This is a genomic window from Hominiventricola aquisgranensis, assembly GCF_040096225.1.
Lineage (GTDB): Bacteria > Bacillota > Clostridia > Lachnospirales > Lachnospiraceae > Hominiventricola > Hominiventricola aquisgranensis.
Genome location: NZ_JBBMFC010000007.1, coordinates 92,111 through 110,889 on the forward strand (window position 1 = coordinate 92,111; position 18,779 = coordinate 110,889).

Genomic DNA, 18,779 nt, shown 5'->3' on the forward strand with positions numbered 1-18,779 from the left:
CTAATATTTTTCCATAAATTTCTTTATATTATTTACATAAGCGCCAAAAATATCAGTAATATATTGTTTATCAAAGATGTCAATAATATAATCCCATGAAATCTTCAAATATCCCAAATCATCTCTTACATGGTGATCTAAAACCACCTGCGGTGTTTGGCTTATCGCATATTCTTCTTTGAATGAATATCTTTTTTTTGTTACCTTAGACACATTCCCCTCCAGCATACAAGTAAACACTACTGGCATAATCGCTTTTCCTGCTCTACCTGAAGAAAGCATTTTTAATATATTGCTTCCTTCAAATTTTCTATATTGAACTAACCGCCACATCTGTTCTTGAGTTGCTCGAATAGCATCCAATAAAGAATCCGTTTTTTCTTGGTATGATATTACTGCATTGTTAGTAAATTCACCCAGTATCCCATTCACATCTTCATGCAATAACTGTCTATTAAACAATGTTACATTTATGGAAAGTCCTGGAGTTTCACTATATTGTGCCAGTGTTTTCATAAAAATTGTAGAAATTACTGCAGCAGGAGTAAAATGATAGTTTTTTATTTTCTGATATAATCGTTGTGTTTCTATAAAAGAAAAATCACATTCAATTCTATCAAATCTTACATTCTGCACTTCTGCAAATTTTTTCTGGTAATTCAGTTTGGGAAAGCTCGGCATATTTTTTACTTTTTCTTTCCAGTATTCTTCAGCTTCCAAATCTCCTTTATCTGTTTTTAATCTCATGTAATTCATAAAAGAGATTCGTGGAAATTTAACATCTTTTCCATAGTACAAACTGAAAATCTCGTTCAACAGTAATTTTGCACTCCATGCATCCAAAATAATACAATCAAAATCTACATGTAAAACACTTGTCTTTCCTGATGTTTTCCCAACGCAAAAATGGAACATGGGCCATTTATAATAATTATACCTATGATGACTTCTCTCTAGCCGCTTTTGCTCTCTATCATTCCCATCATATAATGAATAAACTGGCACAGAATAATATGGCACATTATCTAAAAAACTCGCTTTCCCCTCATGTGTTACAATCAACCGTAATGCATCATTTTTAGAAATAACCAGATTTATCATTTGCTCAAGTCGTTCAACATCCAAAGATTCTATTGTATATTCGATGTAATAATGCGCATTTATATTTCCCAACTCACACCCAGCCGTTTGTCCCACAACATAAGCTGTTTGTATTGATGTTAATGGAATCACATTTTTTTCGATCATTCGAAAGAAATCTAAAATTTGACCTTTAGCCATTTTAAGAATCCTTAATGTTTCCGGTGCCAATTGTCTGTTTTTAGATCTGTATCGAATTTTCTCCCCTTCTCCCCAAATTTGAATGCCATTCTCTCTAAGTTGCTCCAAAAACTCCAAAATATCGGTATCATTATTAAATATGTATTTACTCATTACGTTTCCTCTAATATATATCTTTCGATTTTGCTGATAGTCGGATACTCAAATAACTTGCCGATATCCATAAAACACCCTATTTTCTCCGTCATTTGGTTAGTAATTTGTATTGCCTGTATCGAATTTCCACCTATTTCAAAAAAGTTATCATTTATATCAATATTTTCAATTTTTAAAACTTCTCTCCAAATTGCGAGTAATTGCTCCTGAAGTTGAGTAAGCTGTTTACAATTATTATTCTTTTTAAAAATAGGCTTTCTATTTTTTTCTGCAACAATCAAAATTTTATGAATATCCTTTTTCCCATTTGAATTAAGCGGAATAGCATTCGTTTTAATATATTCTGTTGGAATCATATAGATCGGAAGATCTTTTTTTAACATTTCCTTATAAAACTTGTCTATCCGGTCACGATACCTTTTTTCCTCTACTAATACAGCACATATGTCTTCTATCGCATTATCCCTTTTAAAAAAAACAAACGCTTCAGTTATACCTTGAATCCTTCGTAATGCAGCTTCAATTTCGCCCAATTCTACCCGATATCCATTGATTTTTACCTGATTATCCAATCTTCCAAGAAATTCAATATTACCTTCATTCCAATACCGTCCCACATCTCCAGTACAATACAATCGTTCCCCAGTTCTATCTAAAACAACAAACTTTTCTTCTGTTTTTTCATTATCGTTTAAATATCCCTGTGCAACGCCATCTCCGGCAATATAAAGTGTTCCCGGTACCCAGTCAGGGCAATCTTCCATATTCTGATCCAGAACATAATACTTCTGGTTTGCAAGCGGTTTCCCATACGGAATACTCTTCCAATCTTCCGGCACAATCTCTGGGATCTCGAAATGATTGGACCAAATACTGCCTTCCGTCGCTCCTCCAAGTGCAACAATCTCAACATTCTGAAACAGATTACGGATTCTCCCCGGAAGTGAAACCGGAACCCAGTCGCCACTCATCATTACCAACCGCAACGATTGTGAAGTTACCTGCCTTTGATATTCCTCATATTCTGCCAGCATTTCTACAAAAGCTGGCACGCTGTTCCATACGGTAATATTCTCATGATTCAACCAGTGAATCCAATGCGCTGGATCTTTTCCATATTCCGGATCCGGAAGAACCAATTTCCCACCTGCGCCTAAAACGCCAAAAACATCATAAACAGACAGGTCAAAATGAAGATTGGAGATTCCAAACGCCGTATCCTGTTCTGTAATCTGATAGCGTGCATTGATATCCAGTATTGTATTCACTGCATTATGGTGAGTAATCATTACTCCTTTCGGCATCCCGGTTGTTCCCGACGTATAGATTACATACGCAAGGTCTCCCGCCTTATTCTCCTGTGCTTTGTATTCAGAATCGGTTTTTAATCCAGACACAGAAATACAATCCCACTCGTGCAGCCATTCGGTATCCTGATCATACGCCTGATTCTGCACAAGAATGATTCTTGTTCCACTGTCACGGAGAATCTTTTCAACTCGTTCTCTCGGATTATGGATATCTATCGGAAGATATGCGGCTCCGGCAAACAGGATTCCATAAACAGCAACTACCTGCTCCCACCCTTTTTCCATAAATACAGCTACCGTCTCTTCTTTTTTTATTCCCATGCTCTTCAACTGCCCGGAAATGTAAAACGCCTCTTCTTTTATCTCCCGATAAGTCATCCGCCTGCTGCACGTTACCAGCGCCTCCTTATCCGGAAATTTGTCTGCCGCCTCCAAGAATAATCCATCCAACGTTTTCTCTTCAAATTCAGCCGCCGTTTCATTCGCCTGACGCCGTTTTTCTGAAATTTCCGCTGTTACCAGACTTGCCGTTTTTTCCTGCATGATCTCCGGATGAACTGCTAGCGTATGAAGCAGGCCGGTATATGCCCGGAACATCTCATCCAGCATTCCCGGATAAAATAATTCGTCCACGGAATCCCAAAACAGGCATAAACAGCCATCCATTTCAACCACCTGATGATCCAGCCACACCTGCGGCGTCTGTGAAATGTTATAGTTCAGTTTTCCAAGCCACTTTCCTTCATTCCACTGCTCCACGCCAAGGCCACTGGTAAACACTACCGGCATAATAGCGCCCCGCATATTTCCAGTCTTTTTCTTTAATTCGCGCTCCAGTTCAACCGCGCCATAAGCTGTATGCTCCAGATCTTCTGTAAGCTGCTTCTGAATTGCCTTTGTCCTTTCCGCAAAATTATTCCCTGCATTCTTTATCTCCAGCAATGTCAGTGTTGTAAAATCTCCAACCAGATTGTTCACTTCCGGATGCAATTGTTTCCGGTCAAACTGCGTCAGATTAAGTGTAAAATCCTTATTACCGCTCCACAAGCGGAGAGTCTCCGCATAAGCACTCATCAAAAGAACAGAAGGCGTTACCTCCAGTCTTCCCGCCGCGTCTTTTACAGACTGCCATTCTTTCTGTGACAGTTTTGCGCTCCGGCGACAGAAACGCTGCTCTGTAATCTGGCTTTCGTTCTTTGCAAGCGGCAGATCCGGTGCGTCCGCAAAAGTCTCCACCCGGTCTTCCCAATATTTTTTATCTTTCTCATAAGCAGAGGTAGACTTTATCTGCTCCAGTCCCAGCACGTAATCCCGGAAAGACAAAGTAATCGGCATTTCCGCTTTTCCATTTCGATATACTTCTGCCCACTCATTTAAGAGATGGAACATACTCCAGCCATCAAAGATAATATTGTCAAAACTGATATGGATTCTATGCTTCTGGTCCTCTATTTTAGTGATTCGCACATCAAACAGAGGCCATTCATCTGTCTGAATTACCTGATGAGACATCTCTGCCCGTTTTTCATCCAATGCCTTTTCTTTTTCTGTCACTTCCAATTGTCGGATATCCGTCACGTCAATATGATACTGGGGAGTATTCTCCAGTATGCGCTGCATACCATCCGGCTGGATAATAACACGCATCATCCCATGCCTCTGTATCAACAGATTCCATGCCGTCTCTGCGCACTCAGTATCAAGGCCGTCTGCATCCAGTTCAAAATAACAGTGCGTTGCAACATTCCCCAATTCATACAATCCGCTTCTGCCAAGCCAGTAAGCATACTGCACATCGGTTAATGGGAACGGATGATATGCTTCCTCCAGATTCGGTTTGATCTGCAGTGTATCTTCTTCTTTCTGTTCGGACTGTTCAATAGCTTTTGCCAGAGATTTTACGGTCAGATTTTCAAAAATCGTGCTGATCGTTATTTTGCAGCCGAAGGTTTTCTGTACTTCCGAGATCAACCTTGTGGCAATCAGCGAGTCTCCCCCAAGGCTAAAATAATTATCTTCAATTCCGATATTTTCATATCCAAATAATTGTTTCCAGATATCTAAAAGCTTTTCTTCTGTTTCTGTCGTTGCCTTTGAAAATCGGATAACCGCAGTTTCTTCTTTAAAATCTTCCCGCAATTGCTTCCTGTTAATCTTCCCATTGGACAATGTTGGGAGCTGCTCCATGAAATGATAATTCTGTGGAACCATATACTCCGGCAGTTTTTCTGACAGATATTCCCTTAGTGCTCCATTATGATAGGACAGGACAGACGCCTGCTGTCTGCTGCAGCATATACATCTTCCATATCTCTCTGTCACAGCACAGTCTTCGCCCAATCCTGCCTCTGATAAACATTCTCTCCACAGCAGGCAATCCGGGGTAACCAGCCCTGCTTCTTTTCTCTTGTCCCGAATATCCGCAAAACCATTTTCCAAAAAAGCCGCTGTAAGTTCCTGAAGGTATGTCCTTACCACAAGGTCAGTCATCAGCAATATTCCGTTTGGCTTCAGTAATTCCGCTACTTTCTTTACCGCATCCGCAGCATCAATATTTCTATGTAAAGCATTTACCGATATCACAATGTCATAACTATGCAAGGACATCTGCTGCTTATCCATGCCTTCTTCCAGATTCAGCATCTCAAACTCGACTCTCTCATATCCCGCAAGTTCTTTCTCTGCTTCCTGCAGAAAATATTTTGAAGAATCCGCATAAGTATAAGCCACGCTTACATCTTCCAGTGCATTCAAAAACTGTCTTGTAATTGCAGTGTCCCTTGTACCAATTTCTATAATCTGGAGTGGCTCTTTTCTGCGTTCTTCTGCCAGAAGCCTTAATCCCTGCACCAGTCTTTCCACTGTTTCCTCGCAGCCCGGAATCCTCCGAAGCAGCATATTCGGAGCCAAAGCCGGCTCTTTCTGGTAAAATACGTCCAGCGGAACTTCATTCCCAGTAACCATATGCTTCAGATACGGCTTCAGTTTATTAAAATACGTTTCCGTATCTCCAGCTTTTTCCGGTACAGCCACTTCCTTCCCGGTACGCGATAGTCTGCCGTCCTCTTCTCTCAGGATTCCTTCCTTCTTTAAAATTTCCAACCATCTTGCCACAGTATTCTTCTGTGTTTCCGTAATGCTCCCTTTTTCAAAAATTTCCTTCTGCGAAAGAACTTCCTTCTCTGATACAAAAATGCCTAACTCTATGAGTGTCTCCAGCATAAGCTGTACACATCTCTGGTCTGCATAGGCAAGGAAATTTTTGTATGCTGTCTTCCGTTCCTGCTGCATCTGCCAATTGCTGACATCATCCTTCAGTTCTTTCCAGCCCCCGCCAAAGATATCTGTGCCGTACAAATACGTTGTAACTTTAGAATCTTCCTGTATCGGCGCTCCGATATAAGCAGCCAGCGTTTTATTGCCATGACCATCACTAACTGTATCAACAACTGCATGAGCCACACCCGGAAACTCCTGAATCGCATGTTCAATTTCTCCCAATTCAATCCTGTGTCCACGGATCTTTACCTGATGATCTTTTCTTCCCAAAAATTCAATTATCTCATCATCCCAGATTCTTCCGAGATCACCGGTCCGATACCATCTTCCATACTGATCTGTGATAAATTTCTGCCCCGTAAGCGCAGAATCTCCCCTATATCCTTTTGCTACACCAAAACCGCCAATCCAGAGTTCGCCTTCTGCCCAGTAAGGGCAATCCCTTCCATACTCATCCACAACACGATATGCCTGATATCTGAGTGGCTTTCCATAGGGAATAGATTTCCAGTTTTTCGGCATCGGCAGGGTAACATTCTGATAATTGGACCAGATACTTGCCTCTGTAGCTCCTCCCATAGCGACAAACTGGCAATCCTCTGTCCATGCCGCAACCCTCTGCGGGAGATCCATCCCAATCCAATCTCCGGAAAGCATAACCGCCCTGATCGGCAGTTTCTGTTTCATGGATTCCGCCCGTATCAAAAGCATATCCAGAAGCACCGGCACTGAATTCCAAACGGTAATCTGATATTTCAACACTTGTTCCAGCCAGTAATCCGCATTCCTTCTCTCCTGCTCTGGAAGCAATACCAATGTTCCTCCTGCGCCTAAAATTCCAAAAACATCATATACCGACAGGTCAAAATCCATAGCTGATACAGCCAGCGCCCGATCTGCACTTGTCACATGGTACTTTTCATTAATATCCTGAACCGTATTCCATGCGCTTTCATGCGCAATCTCTACACCCTTCGGAACACCTGTAGAGCCTGACGTCATGATGATATAGGCGCTGTCCTTCGGCGACACCTCTGGCAGTCTCACATTTTCCTGTCCCTCTTCCATACCTTCCATCACAAGGATTTCCGTACCTTCCGGCCAGTCCAGTTTTTCGGATAATTCCCGATTCGTGACCACATAGCGGACTCCCGTCTTCTCATGGATTAACGCTCTCCGATCTTTAGGCTGGCTTAAGCTGACCGGAAGGTATGAATTTCCGGAAAGCAAAATTCCTAATGCCGACTCGATCTGTTCTATCCCGCGCGGCAGGGTAAGTGCAACCGGGACGCCCTTAATATCCTTTTCTGAAATTCCTGCCGCCACTGCTGTTGCCCGTGCTTTTAATTCCCCATAGGATACCGATCTTCCGCTTCCCGCATCAATAAGCGCAATATCTTCCGGGCAAACTTCCGCATGGTTCATAACAGCCCAATGCAGGCATTCCACACGCTCCGGCACTCCTGTACGCGCTGTATCTTCAATTTCTCTTTTTCTTTTTTCAGGAAGCACATCAAATCTCTGATTCCAGTCCTTCTTTCCCAATTCATGCAGAAGAATCTCAAAACTCTCCAACATATCCGGGATCATATTCTCCGGGAATAACTCATCCACGCTGTCCCATGTAAGCTGTACGCCATTTTCATCTTCATAACTCTGAAAATCATTCCACACCTGCGGCGTCTGGGAAATCATATAGGAAAACTGCCCCAGTTCATTCCGGAACGTATCATTTACCAACGGCGTTCCCAGATTGCAGGCAAAAACAACCGGCGCCACTGCCGATGCGTCACCACACATCTGCGCAATGTCTCTCTGTACTTGCACGCCGGAATATGCCGTATACTTCATATCCTCATGAAGCTGCTTCTGAATCCTGTCCAACAATTCCGCAAAAGTCGGATTTTCTTCGCAGTTAATCTCCAGCAATAACAGAGTAGTAAAATCTGCTATTACTTCCTCTAACCCCTGCTGCTCTGTTTTCCGGTTAAAAAACGGAATGTTAATAAGGAAACAATGATTCCTGCTCCATCGTTCCAGAACCACCGCATATGCAGTAAGAAGAACCATTGCCGGAGTTGTCTGGTATTTTTTTGCCCGCATTTGCAAATGATCCCATTCTTCCTTTTCGATTCTCACAATCCTGCGGTTGAACACCGTTTTTTCCACTTCTTGCGGACGTTTTGCCAATGGAAGGTCAGGGCCTTTTGGCAAATGCTCTAAACGATTCTTCCAGTATTTTTCTGCGTTTTTCCGTTCCTCCCCTTCTTCCTGTTTCTGCCGTTCTAGATAGGAAGCAAAATTCCACCCTTTTGATTCTTTCGGCAGGTTTTCCCCTCGGTAAGCAGATGCCAAATCCCTCAATAATATCTGCAGACTCTGTACATCAGCAACCAAAAGTGCCATGTCCACATGAAGGCGTGCCTTATTTTCAGGAAAAAGCGTAAGCTCTATTCCTGCTACTTCGCCTTCCTCAATCTTTAACTTCCGATGGGATAAACGTTCTCTGACAGATACTGCCATTGCCTCTGCTTCCTCAGATGACATCCGGGAAAAATCATGAACCTTTATTTTTTCACAATACGGCTTATCCAGGATTTTCTGTGTTCCATCATCCAAAAAGCAGGCGCGCAGCATAGGATGATGATACTGCAGTACATTCCATGCTTTTTCCAGACGCTCCGGATCTATATTTCCCCCATCAAACTCTAAATACGCATGACAGTCTATTCCTCCAAGAGCCTGTTCTTCATCCCTGCCAACCCAATATGCATACTGTACGTCTGTTAAAGGAAACGGCTGTTTCATATCCTTTTCCGGCGTTATCTTAGATTCTTGCGCCCGTTTTTTGCCCGCTTTTTTCTTCATGCTGCGCTGGATCAGCGCCCACCAGCCTTCAAGGGTAGGATTTTCCATCAATGAACCGAATGAAACCTTAACCCCCTGTTTTCTCCACTGGTTTACCAGACGCATGATTGTCAGGGATGAAAGCCCAAGCTCCAGCAGATTTTCGGAATCCCCCAAATCTCTGGCTACCGGCAGCTTTTGTTTGATCTGTTCCTTTATCTCTATATATTCCATGATTCTGTCTCCTTCTATTTTTCCTGCGCCATACGTTCTAATGCTTTCTTATCTATTTTTCCTACGCTGGTCAGCGGCCATGTCTCTACCCGTTCTATCTGATCCGGCATTTTATACGCCGCAACGCCTATTTCCCGCAGGAACCTGTGTATTTCCTGCAAATCGATCCCGGTTTCATCATCGGTCACAAGGAATGCACATATCCGGTTTCCAAGGGTTTCATCCGTAACGCCGACAACGGCTGCCTCTTTGATTTTCGAATGCCTGCAAAGATAAGCTTCAATCTCTGAAGGCATGATCTTTTCTCCGGCGCGGTTAATCTGCTCTTTGATCCTCCCGCCCAAACGTAACCTTCCGTCTTTCGTCCACATAGCTTTATCGCCCGTCCGGTAAAATCCGTCCGACGTAAAGCTCTTTTTATTCGCTTCCTCCGCCATATAATAACCATCAATCGTATACGGGCCTCTGGATAATAATTCCCCAAAAACTCCTTCCGGTACGGCCTTATCTTCTTCATCCACAATCTTCACTTCATCCGCAGGAGACACCGGAGTTCCCTGGCATCTTGCGATCAGGGAACCTTCATCCTCCGGGCTAGTAAAGGACAGTAGCCCCTCCGCCGTACCAAATACCTGCATCAGTTTACACGGCCATTCTTCAATGATCTTATCCGCAAGGGAATCTTCCAGCATTGCGCCGCCCACCTGCAAAATCCGCAGGCTGGATATATCATAATCTTCATCCCATTCCAGCATTTCCATGCACACAGTAACCATAGCAGGAACCAATGCCGTTATCGTGACACCTTCCTCTGTAATTGCGTCAAGGATATCATCCGGGCTGGTCGCAGACGCAAGCACAACTTTTCCTCCCACGTCCAGCGTGCCTAAAAGCCCCGGGCAGCATAACGGGAAATTATGAGCTACCGGAAGAGACGCCAGATAAACGTCACTGCTATCCAGACGGCATCTCTTCGCGGACATGCGGGCATTATACATATAATCCGTATGGGTGCGCGGAATCAGTTTCGGAACCCCTGTCGTCCCGCCGGACAGCAAAAGCACCGCCGTTTCATACCCATCCACAGCCGGAAATGCTCCATTTTCTCCATACGTTTCCGCAATCATTCCACTGATATCCCCGGATTCGCTATCTACAAATATATGCCGGATACATGAATATTTCTCTTTCATCGCATTTGCCATCGGCACATATGAAAATCCCAGATATTTCTCCACCACAATATAAGCGGCCGGCTTTGCCAGTTCAATAATTCCTTCCAGTTCCGCCTCCCTGTGGGCCGGCAGCATCATGATTGGCACCGCCCCAATCTTGGAAAGCGCAAAAAACACGATCACAAAAGAAATCCTGTTCGGAAGCTGCACAAGCACTTTGTCTCCCTTTAAAATCCCTTTACGCAGAAAAGCTGCCGCAAGACAATCTGCTTTTTGCTTTAATTCCATATAACTGATCTCGTCTTCACTGTCCGTGACCGCAATTCTTTCTCCATATTTTTCCGCCCACCTATCAAGCTGTTCTCCAAATCCACATCTCTCCCAGCCTTCCAGATTCTCATATTTGCTCATATCTTTCTTATAACCCATTTTATCTGTCTCCTTTCTTATGCGCCGCCACATACGCAGCATATCCTTTGATCCTGACCGGATACAGAAACCAGTCCTGATCTTTCTTATCTTTTTCTGCAATTTTCTCGTTTCTGACAGAGAAGAAATCCATTCCTCTTCCTAATCCAATTCCAAGCGCCTTTACATATGCCTCTTTCGCCGCCCAGTACTGAAAAAACAGATCCGGTCCTTCATTTTTTACATCTTCCGCTTCTTCTGCAGTATAAAAATTTTCCGCTATCTCCCTATAGTCCGGGCACTCTGCCATCTCCTGCACATCTACTCCGATATCCATTCCGACAGCGAATACCGCCAGTATGAATTCACCCGAGTGCGAAATGTTAAAATCCACTGTCCGCTTTCCCGCAATCTTTTTATGATAAGGCTTACCCAGTTCATTGACAGAAAAATCAATCGTTTCCATATCTAAGTATCTTTTTAAGAGGATCCGCACGACAACCTTCCCGGCTATATAACGCATCCTGTCTTCAGGAAAACGGAATCTTCCGGCTTGCTCCAATTCCTGCCCACTCAGGATATATTCATGGTTCTTCCAGAAATCTGTCATTTCAGGCCAGCGGATACACCATATATGTATCTCATTTTCACGGATATAAAGTTTGTCTGCTGACAGAAATTCCTTTTCTCCGTATCGTTTAATCTCCATTTTTCATTCTCTAAAGCAGTCTCATGACCTCACTTATTACTTCGTCTTCACAATCCCTCAGATAAAAATGTCCTCCCGGAAATATCCGGTAGTTAAAATCATTGTCCGTATACTTTCCCCATTCCAAGATCGCACTCTCATCCGCTTCGTCGTCCTTTTCTCCGCCAAATGCAGAGATAGGTGTATGCAGCACTACTCCCGCTTTATCATAATACGTTTCATCCATGGTAAAATCCGCCCGCAGCATAGGCAGAAAGAAATCCAACAATTCCTGATTCTCTAGTATCTCTTTTGGCGTCCCTTCAAATCTTCCCAGTTCCCTCTTAAACGCTTCATCCGGAAGATGATAGATTGGATTTGGCTCCGGAATACTAGGAACCCGGCTGCCGGAAATAAACAGACATTTTGCAGTATATCCCGCTGCCTCCAACCGTTTTTCCAGCTCATAAGAGATCTTCCCACCCATACTGTGTCCCCATAAGGCATACGGTCCGTACACAACCTTTCTTACAGCCTCTTCCAGGTCATCTAACATAACCGACATATCTATATACGGTTTCTCCATGATCTGTTCTTCCCTTCCCGGAAGCTGAACTGGACATACCGTTACTTTCCCCTGCATCTTTTTCGCCCACTGGTTATAAGCAGAAGCACCGCCTCCCGCAAATGGCAGACAAAACAAGGTTATTTTCTCTTTACTAATATTTTCCGTATTTTTTATCAATTTCATATTCACTTTTATATTCCTCTGGCATAATGTTCTTTTTCTCTCTGTTTACCATCATTTTGTAATATGTTTTTCTCAATCACTTCTTATTTCTACCTGTAATTAGTTACATCTAACTCTTTGTCAAAAAAATTTTTGATCCATCCCAATATCAAACCGGACGCCAAAACAATATGCGCTACCATAATCCCGTTTACGATCAGGGAATATCCAATCACAGAAAAAACACCTGCTATCGCGCATTCAATAACTAAAATTACCCTCGCGCGCATCCCATAAACTTTTTTCTCTTTCGCATCCAACTTCTTGCTGCTGGCATCTACCGGCGCCATGATAAATATAACGCCAACTGCGACAAACCATATGATCCGCATTTGCCATATTACAGCCGGAGCAGACGCCAGATACAGACTGCATAGAAGGACAAGGATACCGGAAACAGCCATGCAGCCCCCTGCCTTTTCCAAATGAATCCCTCCGGCATACTGCCTTAAAACAGTAAAGGGCAATAAAAAGACTATCATCTCCATCCAATTCCCCGTTATGATGCCAAGTATGACGATGATAAGGTATATTACCACCCTGCCCAGCAGTACGCCGTAAGCATATTCATACAGCCTGCGGTCTTTCTCTTCAAGAATCCCATTCCTGCTTTGTAGTTCAAAAAGCCGGCCAGCCATTTTTTTCCACACTAGAATTTCCTCATTTTCTTAACTTCTTCCGGCTCATCTTCCTGATAGTACAGCCAGTTGCACGCCAGATTTGCCGTATACGCCGTCAAGCAGAGTGCAAGACAGTTTACAGCTCCAAGCAGTTTGATTCCCAGGTTTTTTCTGATTATTTTTTTCATAGTTACAAAGCCTCCTTTTTTCCGAAAGTTTACACAAAAATCGCCCTCTTTTCAATTACCGTGGCAAAAACGGTAACTTTTTGGGCGATTTTTGCACGTCCTTATTTGATTGTAAAGATCAGCTTAACAGAGAACTCCCGTTCTCCTGCCTCCACTCGCATAATTCCCGCATACTTTTTAACCAGTTTTCCAACCGTGTGCAGTCCGATCCCGTGACTGTCCGCGTCTCTTTTGGTGCTTATGTACCTGTCCTTGTCCTTTAACAGAGGGACGACATACCCATTGCAAAATTCCATGACAAGGAAATGCCCCGCATTTCCCATATACATCCTGCATTCCACATATCTGCCATCTTCTGTCTTTTCTGCCGCTTCCAGTGCGTTATCCAAAAGATTCCCTACGATCGAGATCAAATCCAACTCTTCCAGAAAATCCAGTCTGAGATCATTACCCAGGGTAATCCTATAGGATATATCCTTAGATTCTGCAAGAAATTTTCTTTCACATAGGATGCTGTTCAAGATCGGATGCTCACAATATACACTTTTTTGAAGATTCTGAATCCGGACGCCTAAATGTTCCATGATGTCCTTAACCTCTTGATTCTCTCCTTCTTCTATCAAGCCGGCTACTGTACAGATAAATTTATTTATATCGTGTAAGAATGCTCTGTTATCCTCATTAACCTTATTCATATACTGCAGATTGGCAATCTCCGCCCTGCTTTTCTGGTATAGCCGGTCCATCTTCTTCACTTCTTCTGATTTTTCTACAAACCTGTCAAATACTGTGAAAATGAAGATATTCGTCATTAACAGAAGCGAAGCTCCTACCGGAACCATGACCCTGTTCATTCCTTCAAAAGAAGTGTGCGAATAAAACATACATCCTAACATAACGATCGTTGCGGTTGGCAGCATGAGCAGCACTGTAAATGTTTTATTTTCAATCGTCAGATAATCCCTTTTCCTTGTTACCTGATTAATGCATTTAATAAACAGAAATGTCATGGTACTCATCAGCAGGAGTGCTAATGTCTTTTCTGTTTCAGTCCTGAAGCCCTCGGACGCACCAGTCACGCCATATGCATTCGTAAGTGCCGCAAAGAGAAATTCGGGAATAATTGCCAGCACATAATAGCAGCATACCGTAACCAGCTTCTTCCATATATTTCCCCGGAACACAACCATAGACGCAATCATATAGATTACCGGAATCATTACCATATTAAGTATTGAGGATTCCAGGCGGTTGGTTCCGAACATTGCCAGTGCTGCGATACAATATACGAGAAATTTTTCCCAGAATCTTTCTCTTCTGTATGGGAGTATGTTCTTTTCCAAGTCCTCCAACAGATACATCTGAAGAAGACAAATCAAATAATCTCTTATTATCATACCATGCCGTTCCTTTCCCCAAGAAATGTTATCAGTGCGTCGGCAAACTGTCCTTTTCTCGACCTCGAAACATTCAACTGGATTCCAAACGGCAGCAACGCAACGTTCTTTTCCAATCCTTCCACTTTTGCCAAATTCACAATATAGCTGTTGTGTGCATACTCAAATCCCCTTCCGGCCAGACACTCATACAGATCACTTAAAGATTCCTTGCAATGCATCTCTTCTATCTTTCCCTGTCTGGCAATGTATATCGTACAGCCCCTTTTCGCCAGACAGATATATAAAATGTCTTCCGTATGGATGCGCATTATCCTTCCCGCCGATGTAACTGTCACGGAAGAATCTCCACAGCACAATTTCACTTTTAATAAAATCATAGGTATTTCCTTTTTCAGACTTCTGTCATGCAGATCCTTCATGATGTACCGGAACGGTTGTCCAACATTAATGCTGTCAGGAGTCGGTTCAAAACAGCCGGAGCAGAACACCAATATCGCTGCTTCATTATATTCCCTCAGCTTCAGTACTGTTTTATTTCCATCCAATCCAGGCATACGCATATCCATAAAAATCAGATCATGCAAAATATCCGCATCTTCCAATAATTCTTTTCCTGATTCATATTCATAAAACCGTATCTCATTCGAAGACAGAATCCCTTCCGTTTCTATGACCGTCTTTATTTTCTCCCTGTATTCTTTATCATCGTCGCAAATTGCTATTTTACACATATTCATCCTCCAGTGTTAGTTTCTTCTAACCCTTTCCCATAAAAAAACCATCTTGCAGAATCTGAATCCTAAGATTATTTGCCTGTTCCTATAACTCCGGTTCCAAATCTGCAAAGATGGGATCTTCAAAAAATTCCTGTATTGTAATATCCAATCCATCGCATATCTTTTTAATTGTAACTACGCCAGCATTCCTGCTTTGTCCATACAAAATATTTTTCAGTGTTGAAGGCGGGACGCCTGAGCGCACCGCCGCTTCATTCACTGTGATATCTTTCTGCTTAATCAGATCGTTTAACCGATATATGACCGCTGTTTTTATATCCACGGTATCGACCACCTTTTTTTCTTCTATTTTATATAAATCGGCTTTAAAAGGTCGCCCATATATAGTCTTTTTGATCTATGCACGATATTTTTTTAACAGTTTTTCTTATTCTAGCAGAAATCCGCTAAATTTCTATATTTTATTAGATACATGAAACCCTGTGAGAACATTTCTGATCCTACGCAGGGTTTTCCACTTTGTTATAAAATTTTTATATTTTGCAGTATGCTGGATCGGAGTTATCATTCAACTTTCCTTCTGCTGCCGATTGTAAAAACATATTTTTACGAATAAATATTCAGCAGTTCTTCCGGAGAAAGCAGTGTAATCCAAAAGGAAAGAAAATCCTTTTTATTCCTTGTCACAATCGCATCACACTGATTCTCCTTCGTACAAGTTGCAAGTAGGCAGTCTTCAAAATCAGATACTCTCTGCAAATAAGCAGGCAGCACATCTTCGTTCGTCACTGTCAGCACTTTTGCTATGTCCAAAACGGAGCCAAGTGCCTTTCTATAAATTTATACCGTTCTTACATCCCGATCAGCTCCTCTCTCCAGCTCATCTTTTCCCTGCTTTTCTTGGATTTTTCTCTTATTGATTTCCAGTCGTTCATGAATAGATGGCTTCTTTGCCTTCGTAGTTGCTTTATTCTTTTCTGTTTGCATACTCGAAACTACCTTTTTCACAGCTTTGTCATTATCCCCTTTTGTCACATTCGCTGCTCTTGACGCTTCTACTCTGCTGTCCTGCTTTTCTGCAACCTGCCGTTCCTGCTTTTCCTGCACACTTTTTTCTTCCAGACTGCAAAAGCTCTGCAAATATGGCAGCACATGGTTCTGCATATCGGTCAGATCTTCCATACACTTCTGAAACTCTTCATTTCCCTTGTTTTTCAGATAACCAATCCAGCTTTCATCCGTAAGTTTCAGTTCATTTTGGAGTTTCAGCTGACTTAAAATACCGCCATTTCCTGTTCCAATATCTATTTTCCCTTTGAAATGTTGCATCATTTTATCGCCTTTTTCCGCATAATATATAGTAAAAAACATCTGGGCTGTTACCATCGGCTCATCCGTCCTCGGATTACGGTCTGCGTACCATTCCTTATCCTTCTGTGCAGTACGGGAATCCAGATCTGAGAGCTTCTGACAGCGTGGTTCCATCAGCTCTCGCTTTTCACAGTAATTCACATACACCATCGGCTCTGTTTCTTTGGATATATCTGGTGCGTAGGATTTCAGCCGTTCCAGCAAAACACCTGCCCACACGGACTGCTCACAGTCTTCTTCAATCACATCCTTCAGAAAGGAAATATAAGAACCAACATTTCCACTTTGCAGATCCAGCATGACTTCCTGTATGGTATCCTGCCCTGGCTCTACATGGTCCCGATAGTCATACGGATCGAAGTCTTCCGCAATCTCATCCAATGCTGCTGCCAGTTCTTCTGTTGTCATTTTTTTCGGATACATTGCCTCACGCACATCCTGAATCGGGATATATTTATAATCAGGCAATGCTTTATGAATCTTCTCCAAACCTTCACGCACCACCGGCTGATCTTTTAAAAACCGCACATTATCCAAGAAGTCGCCGTGTATCGTTGTTCCCATTACAATTAACAGTTCTGTTTCATCAAACAAGCTATCCTCCGGATCACGATAAATAATCCCCATTCCACTGCCTTTATAAGCGTTTTCCGGATCTTCTCTGTACTTCTCATAGATTGCTGCGATTTCTTTCACATCTGTGCTTTTCTCATAAGCTCCCATATCATGAATTTCATCACATTCTGCAGCATAATATTCCAGATAAGCTTCTTTCTTAGGCGGCATATTATTGAGTACATTATCAATCATGTTATAATTGGCCTCTTCCAGTTCCTCCACCTTTGCCAATGGCTTATATTCGCCCTGGCTTTTCTGAATCTCTGCCATTACAACTTCATCCATTTCTTCTACTTTCTCCATCAACCGATCATAATCTCCACGGATGCGTTCTCCAGTCCAGCCTTCGTCTTCCAAAAGTTCCTCCGCCGCTTCTTCAATAGAAATTTCATCATTCTCATAAACGCCACCATCCATCAAGCGGAAATCTTCATCGTAAAAGGAATAATCATATCCTTCTTCTGTTCTCTGAATAGCAAAGTAACGTTCTCCTACCTCATATGCCAGTTCACTAAGGACCTGTTCTTCCAGATTCAGGAAAGAATCTAGCTGTTCAAAACTGATACTGTCTACAAAATGAGCAGTTACTTTTTCCCCGTCATTCAGAACTACGATATCACTGACAGACAGGGAATGCCCACGGAAATCTTCCGGTCTATCAATGTTGAACCTTTCAAAAATATCATCCAGTGACATATTTCCTGATAATTCACCAACATAGACCAGCTTGTAATCTTCTTTTTTTATCTTCATACCATGACTTTCAATAAAACTCATATTCATAAAAGCATAGTTTTCGCCCGGTGAATCATCCCGGATCTGATAAATACCAAATACCCTTCTTGTTCCTAACAACAGGTTTGCTTCTTTCAATGACTGAATCTGTGGATATTTCTGCATTTCCCATTCCAGGTTACGGAAACGCTCCAGTTCTGTCATAGACATCTGATAATGCTCTGGTCCTCGTTCAATTTCCATACGTTCTGTGACATACATCGGTGATGAAAAATTAGTGATCAGATAGATATCTGCTCCTGCATCGTATAATTTCAGTGCTTCTTCCTGCTCAATGACACTCATAGGCTCCTGAAATGCTCCTAAATTTTCTTCTGCATAATCTAGGTTGTTATCCTTTATCCGTTCCCACATCTGCAATTCCATTCCAAACAAACCGTCGTGTGCCTGTATCATTTCTTTACTCGCATATTCACCTTTACTGCCATCACTTCCAAGGCAATAAATCTTAGAACCCATTCTGTGATAATCCAAGGCTGCTTCTTTTCTAAGTGGCACCATATCTTCTGCTGTATATCCATAGTCACGTAATTCCAGCTTACCTATGGTTGGATCCAGCAGTTCTTGAATATCCATTCTTGCGTCATCCAGCAAATCCTCTACACCTTCTTGATCTGCCTGACTCACTGCATCTGCCAGATTTCTTACCAAATTCCTAACTTTCTCTTCCTCGCCGATCAGATTCGCATATTCAAAAATCTGTTCTTTTACATCTGTTGAAAATTCTATATCTCTACGCTCTGCCTGAGCAATCCGTTCCTGCGTATATTCCTGCATTTTCTGCGTTTCTTTTCCTGTTATCATATTTCTCGCCATTCAAATTCCTCCTGTGTTCTAAAAAATGGCATAACAGGCAGAACCTTCTTCTACCAAATTATGCCA

At 42.4% G+C, this 18,779-nt stretch carries 12 protein-coding genes; all 12 read right to left on the reverse strand.

The features are described 5' to 3' along the window. Entirely contained in the window at window positions 1–1,434 is a 1,434-nt protein-coding gene (locus tag WMO62_RS05570; protein WP_015528437.1) for a condensation domain-containing protein, read from the reverse strand. After that, a complete protein-coding gene (locus tag WMO62_RS05575) occupies window positions 1,434–9,107 on the reverse strand; it encodes a non-ribosomal peptide synthetase (RefSeq protein ID WP_227589479.1) in 7,674 nt (2,557 codons plus the stop codon). Before WMO62_RS05575 ends, WMO62_RS05570 begins: the two co-directional genes overlap by 1 nt. Window positions 9,108–9,121: 14 nt before the next feature. Further along, window positions 9,122–10,711, reverse strand: coding sequence for a (2,3-dihydroxybenzoyl)adenylate synthase (locus WMO62_RS05580; protein ID WP_227589480.1), 1,590 nt, complete (start codon window positions 10,709–10,711; stop codon window positions 9,122–9,124). A 1-nt stretch (window position 10,712) separates the two neighbouring features. Next, window positions 10,713–11,399 carry a 4'-phosphopantetheinyl transferase family protein gene (locus WMO62_RS05585; RefSeq protein WP_117457266.1) on the reverse strand — a complete coding sequence of 229 codons (687 nt, stop codon included), beginning with the start codon at window positions 11,397–11,399 and terminating at the stop codon, window positions 10,713–10,715. Between the two features lie 10 nt (window positions 11,400–11,409). After that, on the reverse strand, window positions 11,410–12,129 hold the full coding sequence (locus WMO62_RS05590; RefSeq protein ID WP_179961961.1) for a thioesterase II family protein: 720 nt from the start codon (window positions 12,127–12,129) through the stop codon (window positions 11,410–11,412). A gap of 89 nt (window positions 12,130–12,218) precedes the next feature. Continuing rightward, on the reverse strand, window positions 12,219–12,818 hold the full coding sequence (locus WMO62_RS05595; RefSeq protein WP_055650139.1) for an accessory gene regulator ArgB-like protein: 600 nt from the start codon (window positions 12,816–12,818) through the stop codon (window positions 12,219–12,221). Then, window positions 12,818–12,976 carry a cyclic lactone autoinducer peptide gene (locus tag WMO62_RS05600; protein ID WP_005344225.1) on the reverse strand — a complete coding sequence of 53 codons (159 nt, stop codon included), beginning with the start codon at window positions 12,974–12,976 and terminating at the stop codon, window positions 12,818–12,820. Before WMO62_RS05600 ends, WMO62_RS05595 begins: the two co-directional genes overlap by 1 nt. 101 nt (window positions 12,977–13,077) lie before the next feature. Further along, on the reverse strand, window positions 13,078–14,319 hold the full coding sequence (locus WMO62_RS05605) for a sensor histidine kinase (protein ID WP_227233615.1): 1,242 nt from the start codon (window positions 14,317–14,319) through the stop codon (window positions 13,078–13,080). Between the two features lie 50 nt (window positions 14,320–14,369). Next, window positions 14,370–15,107, reverse strand: coding sequence for a LytR/AlgR family response regulator transcription factor (locus WMO62_RS05610; RefSeq protein WP_008688094.1), 738 nt, complete (start codon window positions 15,105–15,107; stop codon window positions 14,370–14,372). Window positions 15,108–15,195: 88 nt separating this feature from the next. Continuing rightward, window positions 15,196–15,435 (reverse strand): helix-turn-helix domain-containing protein, encoded by a 240-nt coding sequence (locus tag WMO62_RS05615; RefSeq protein WP_008688092.1) that lies wholly within the window; start codon window positions 15,433–15,435, stop codon window positions 15,196–15,198. 284 nt (window positions 15,436–15,719) lie between these two features. Beyond that, the gene (locus WMO62_RS05620; RefSeq protein ID WP_024728263.1) at window positions 15,720–15,926 is read right to left on the reverse strand and encodes a PIN domain-containing protein; all 207 of its coding nucleotides are present in this window, start codon (window positions 15,924–15,926) and stop codon (window positions 15,720–15,722) included. 27 nt (window positions 15,927–15,953) lie between these two features. Continuing rightward, a complete protein-coding gene (locus WMO62_RS05625; RefSeq protein WP_227589481.1) occupies window positions 15,954–18,713 on the reverse strand; it encodes a YodL domain-containing protein in 2,760 nt (919 codons plus the stop codon). Window positions 18,714–18,779: the final 66 nt, after the last annotated feature.

Coding starts and splice junctions, on each gene's coding strand:
- WMO62_RS05570 (WP_015528437.1), bottom strand. CDS start 1,434: ATGAGTAAATACATATTTAATAATGATACCGATATTTTGGAGTTTTTG.
- WMO62_RS05575 (WP_227589479.1), bottom strand. CDS start 9,107: ATGGAATATATAGAGATAAAGGAACAGATCAAACAAAAGCTGCCGGTA.
- WMO62_RS05580 (WP_227589480.1), bottom strand. CDS start 10,711: ATGGGTTATAAGAAAGATATGAGCAAATATGAGAATCTGGAAGGCTGG.
- WMO62_RS05585 (WP_117457266.1), bottom strand. CDS start 11,399: ATGGAGATTAAACGATACGGAGAAAAGGAATTTCTGTCAGCAGACAAA.
- WMO62_RS05590 (WP_179961961.1), bottom strand. CDS start 12,129: ATGAAATTGATAAAAAATACGGAAAATATTAGTAAAGAGAAAATAACC.
- WMO62_RS05600 (WP_005344225.1), bottom strand. CDS start 12,976: ATGAAAAAAATAATCAGAAAAAACCTGGGAATCAAACTGCTTGGAGCT.
- WMO62_RS05610 (WP_008688094.1), bottom strand. CDS start 15,107: ATGTGTAAAATAGCAATTTGCGACGATGATAAAGAATACAGGGAGAAA.
- WMO62_RS05625 (WP_227589481.1), bottom strand. CDS start 18,713: ATGGCGAGAAATATGATAACAGGAAAAGAAACGCAGAAAATGCAGGAA.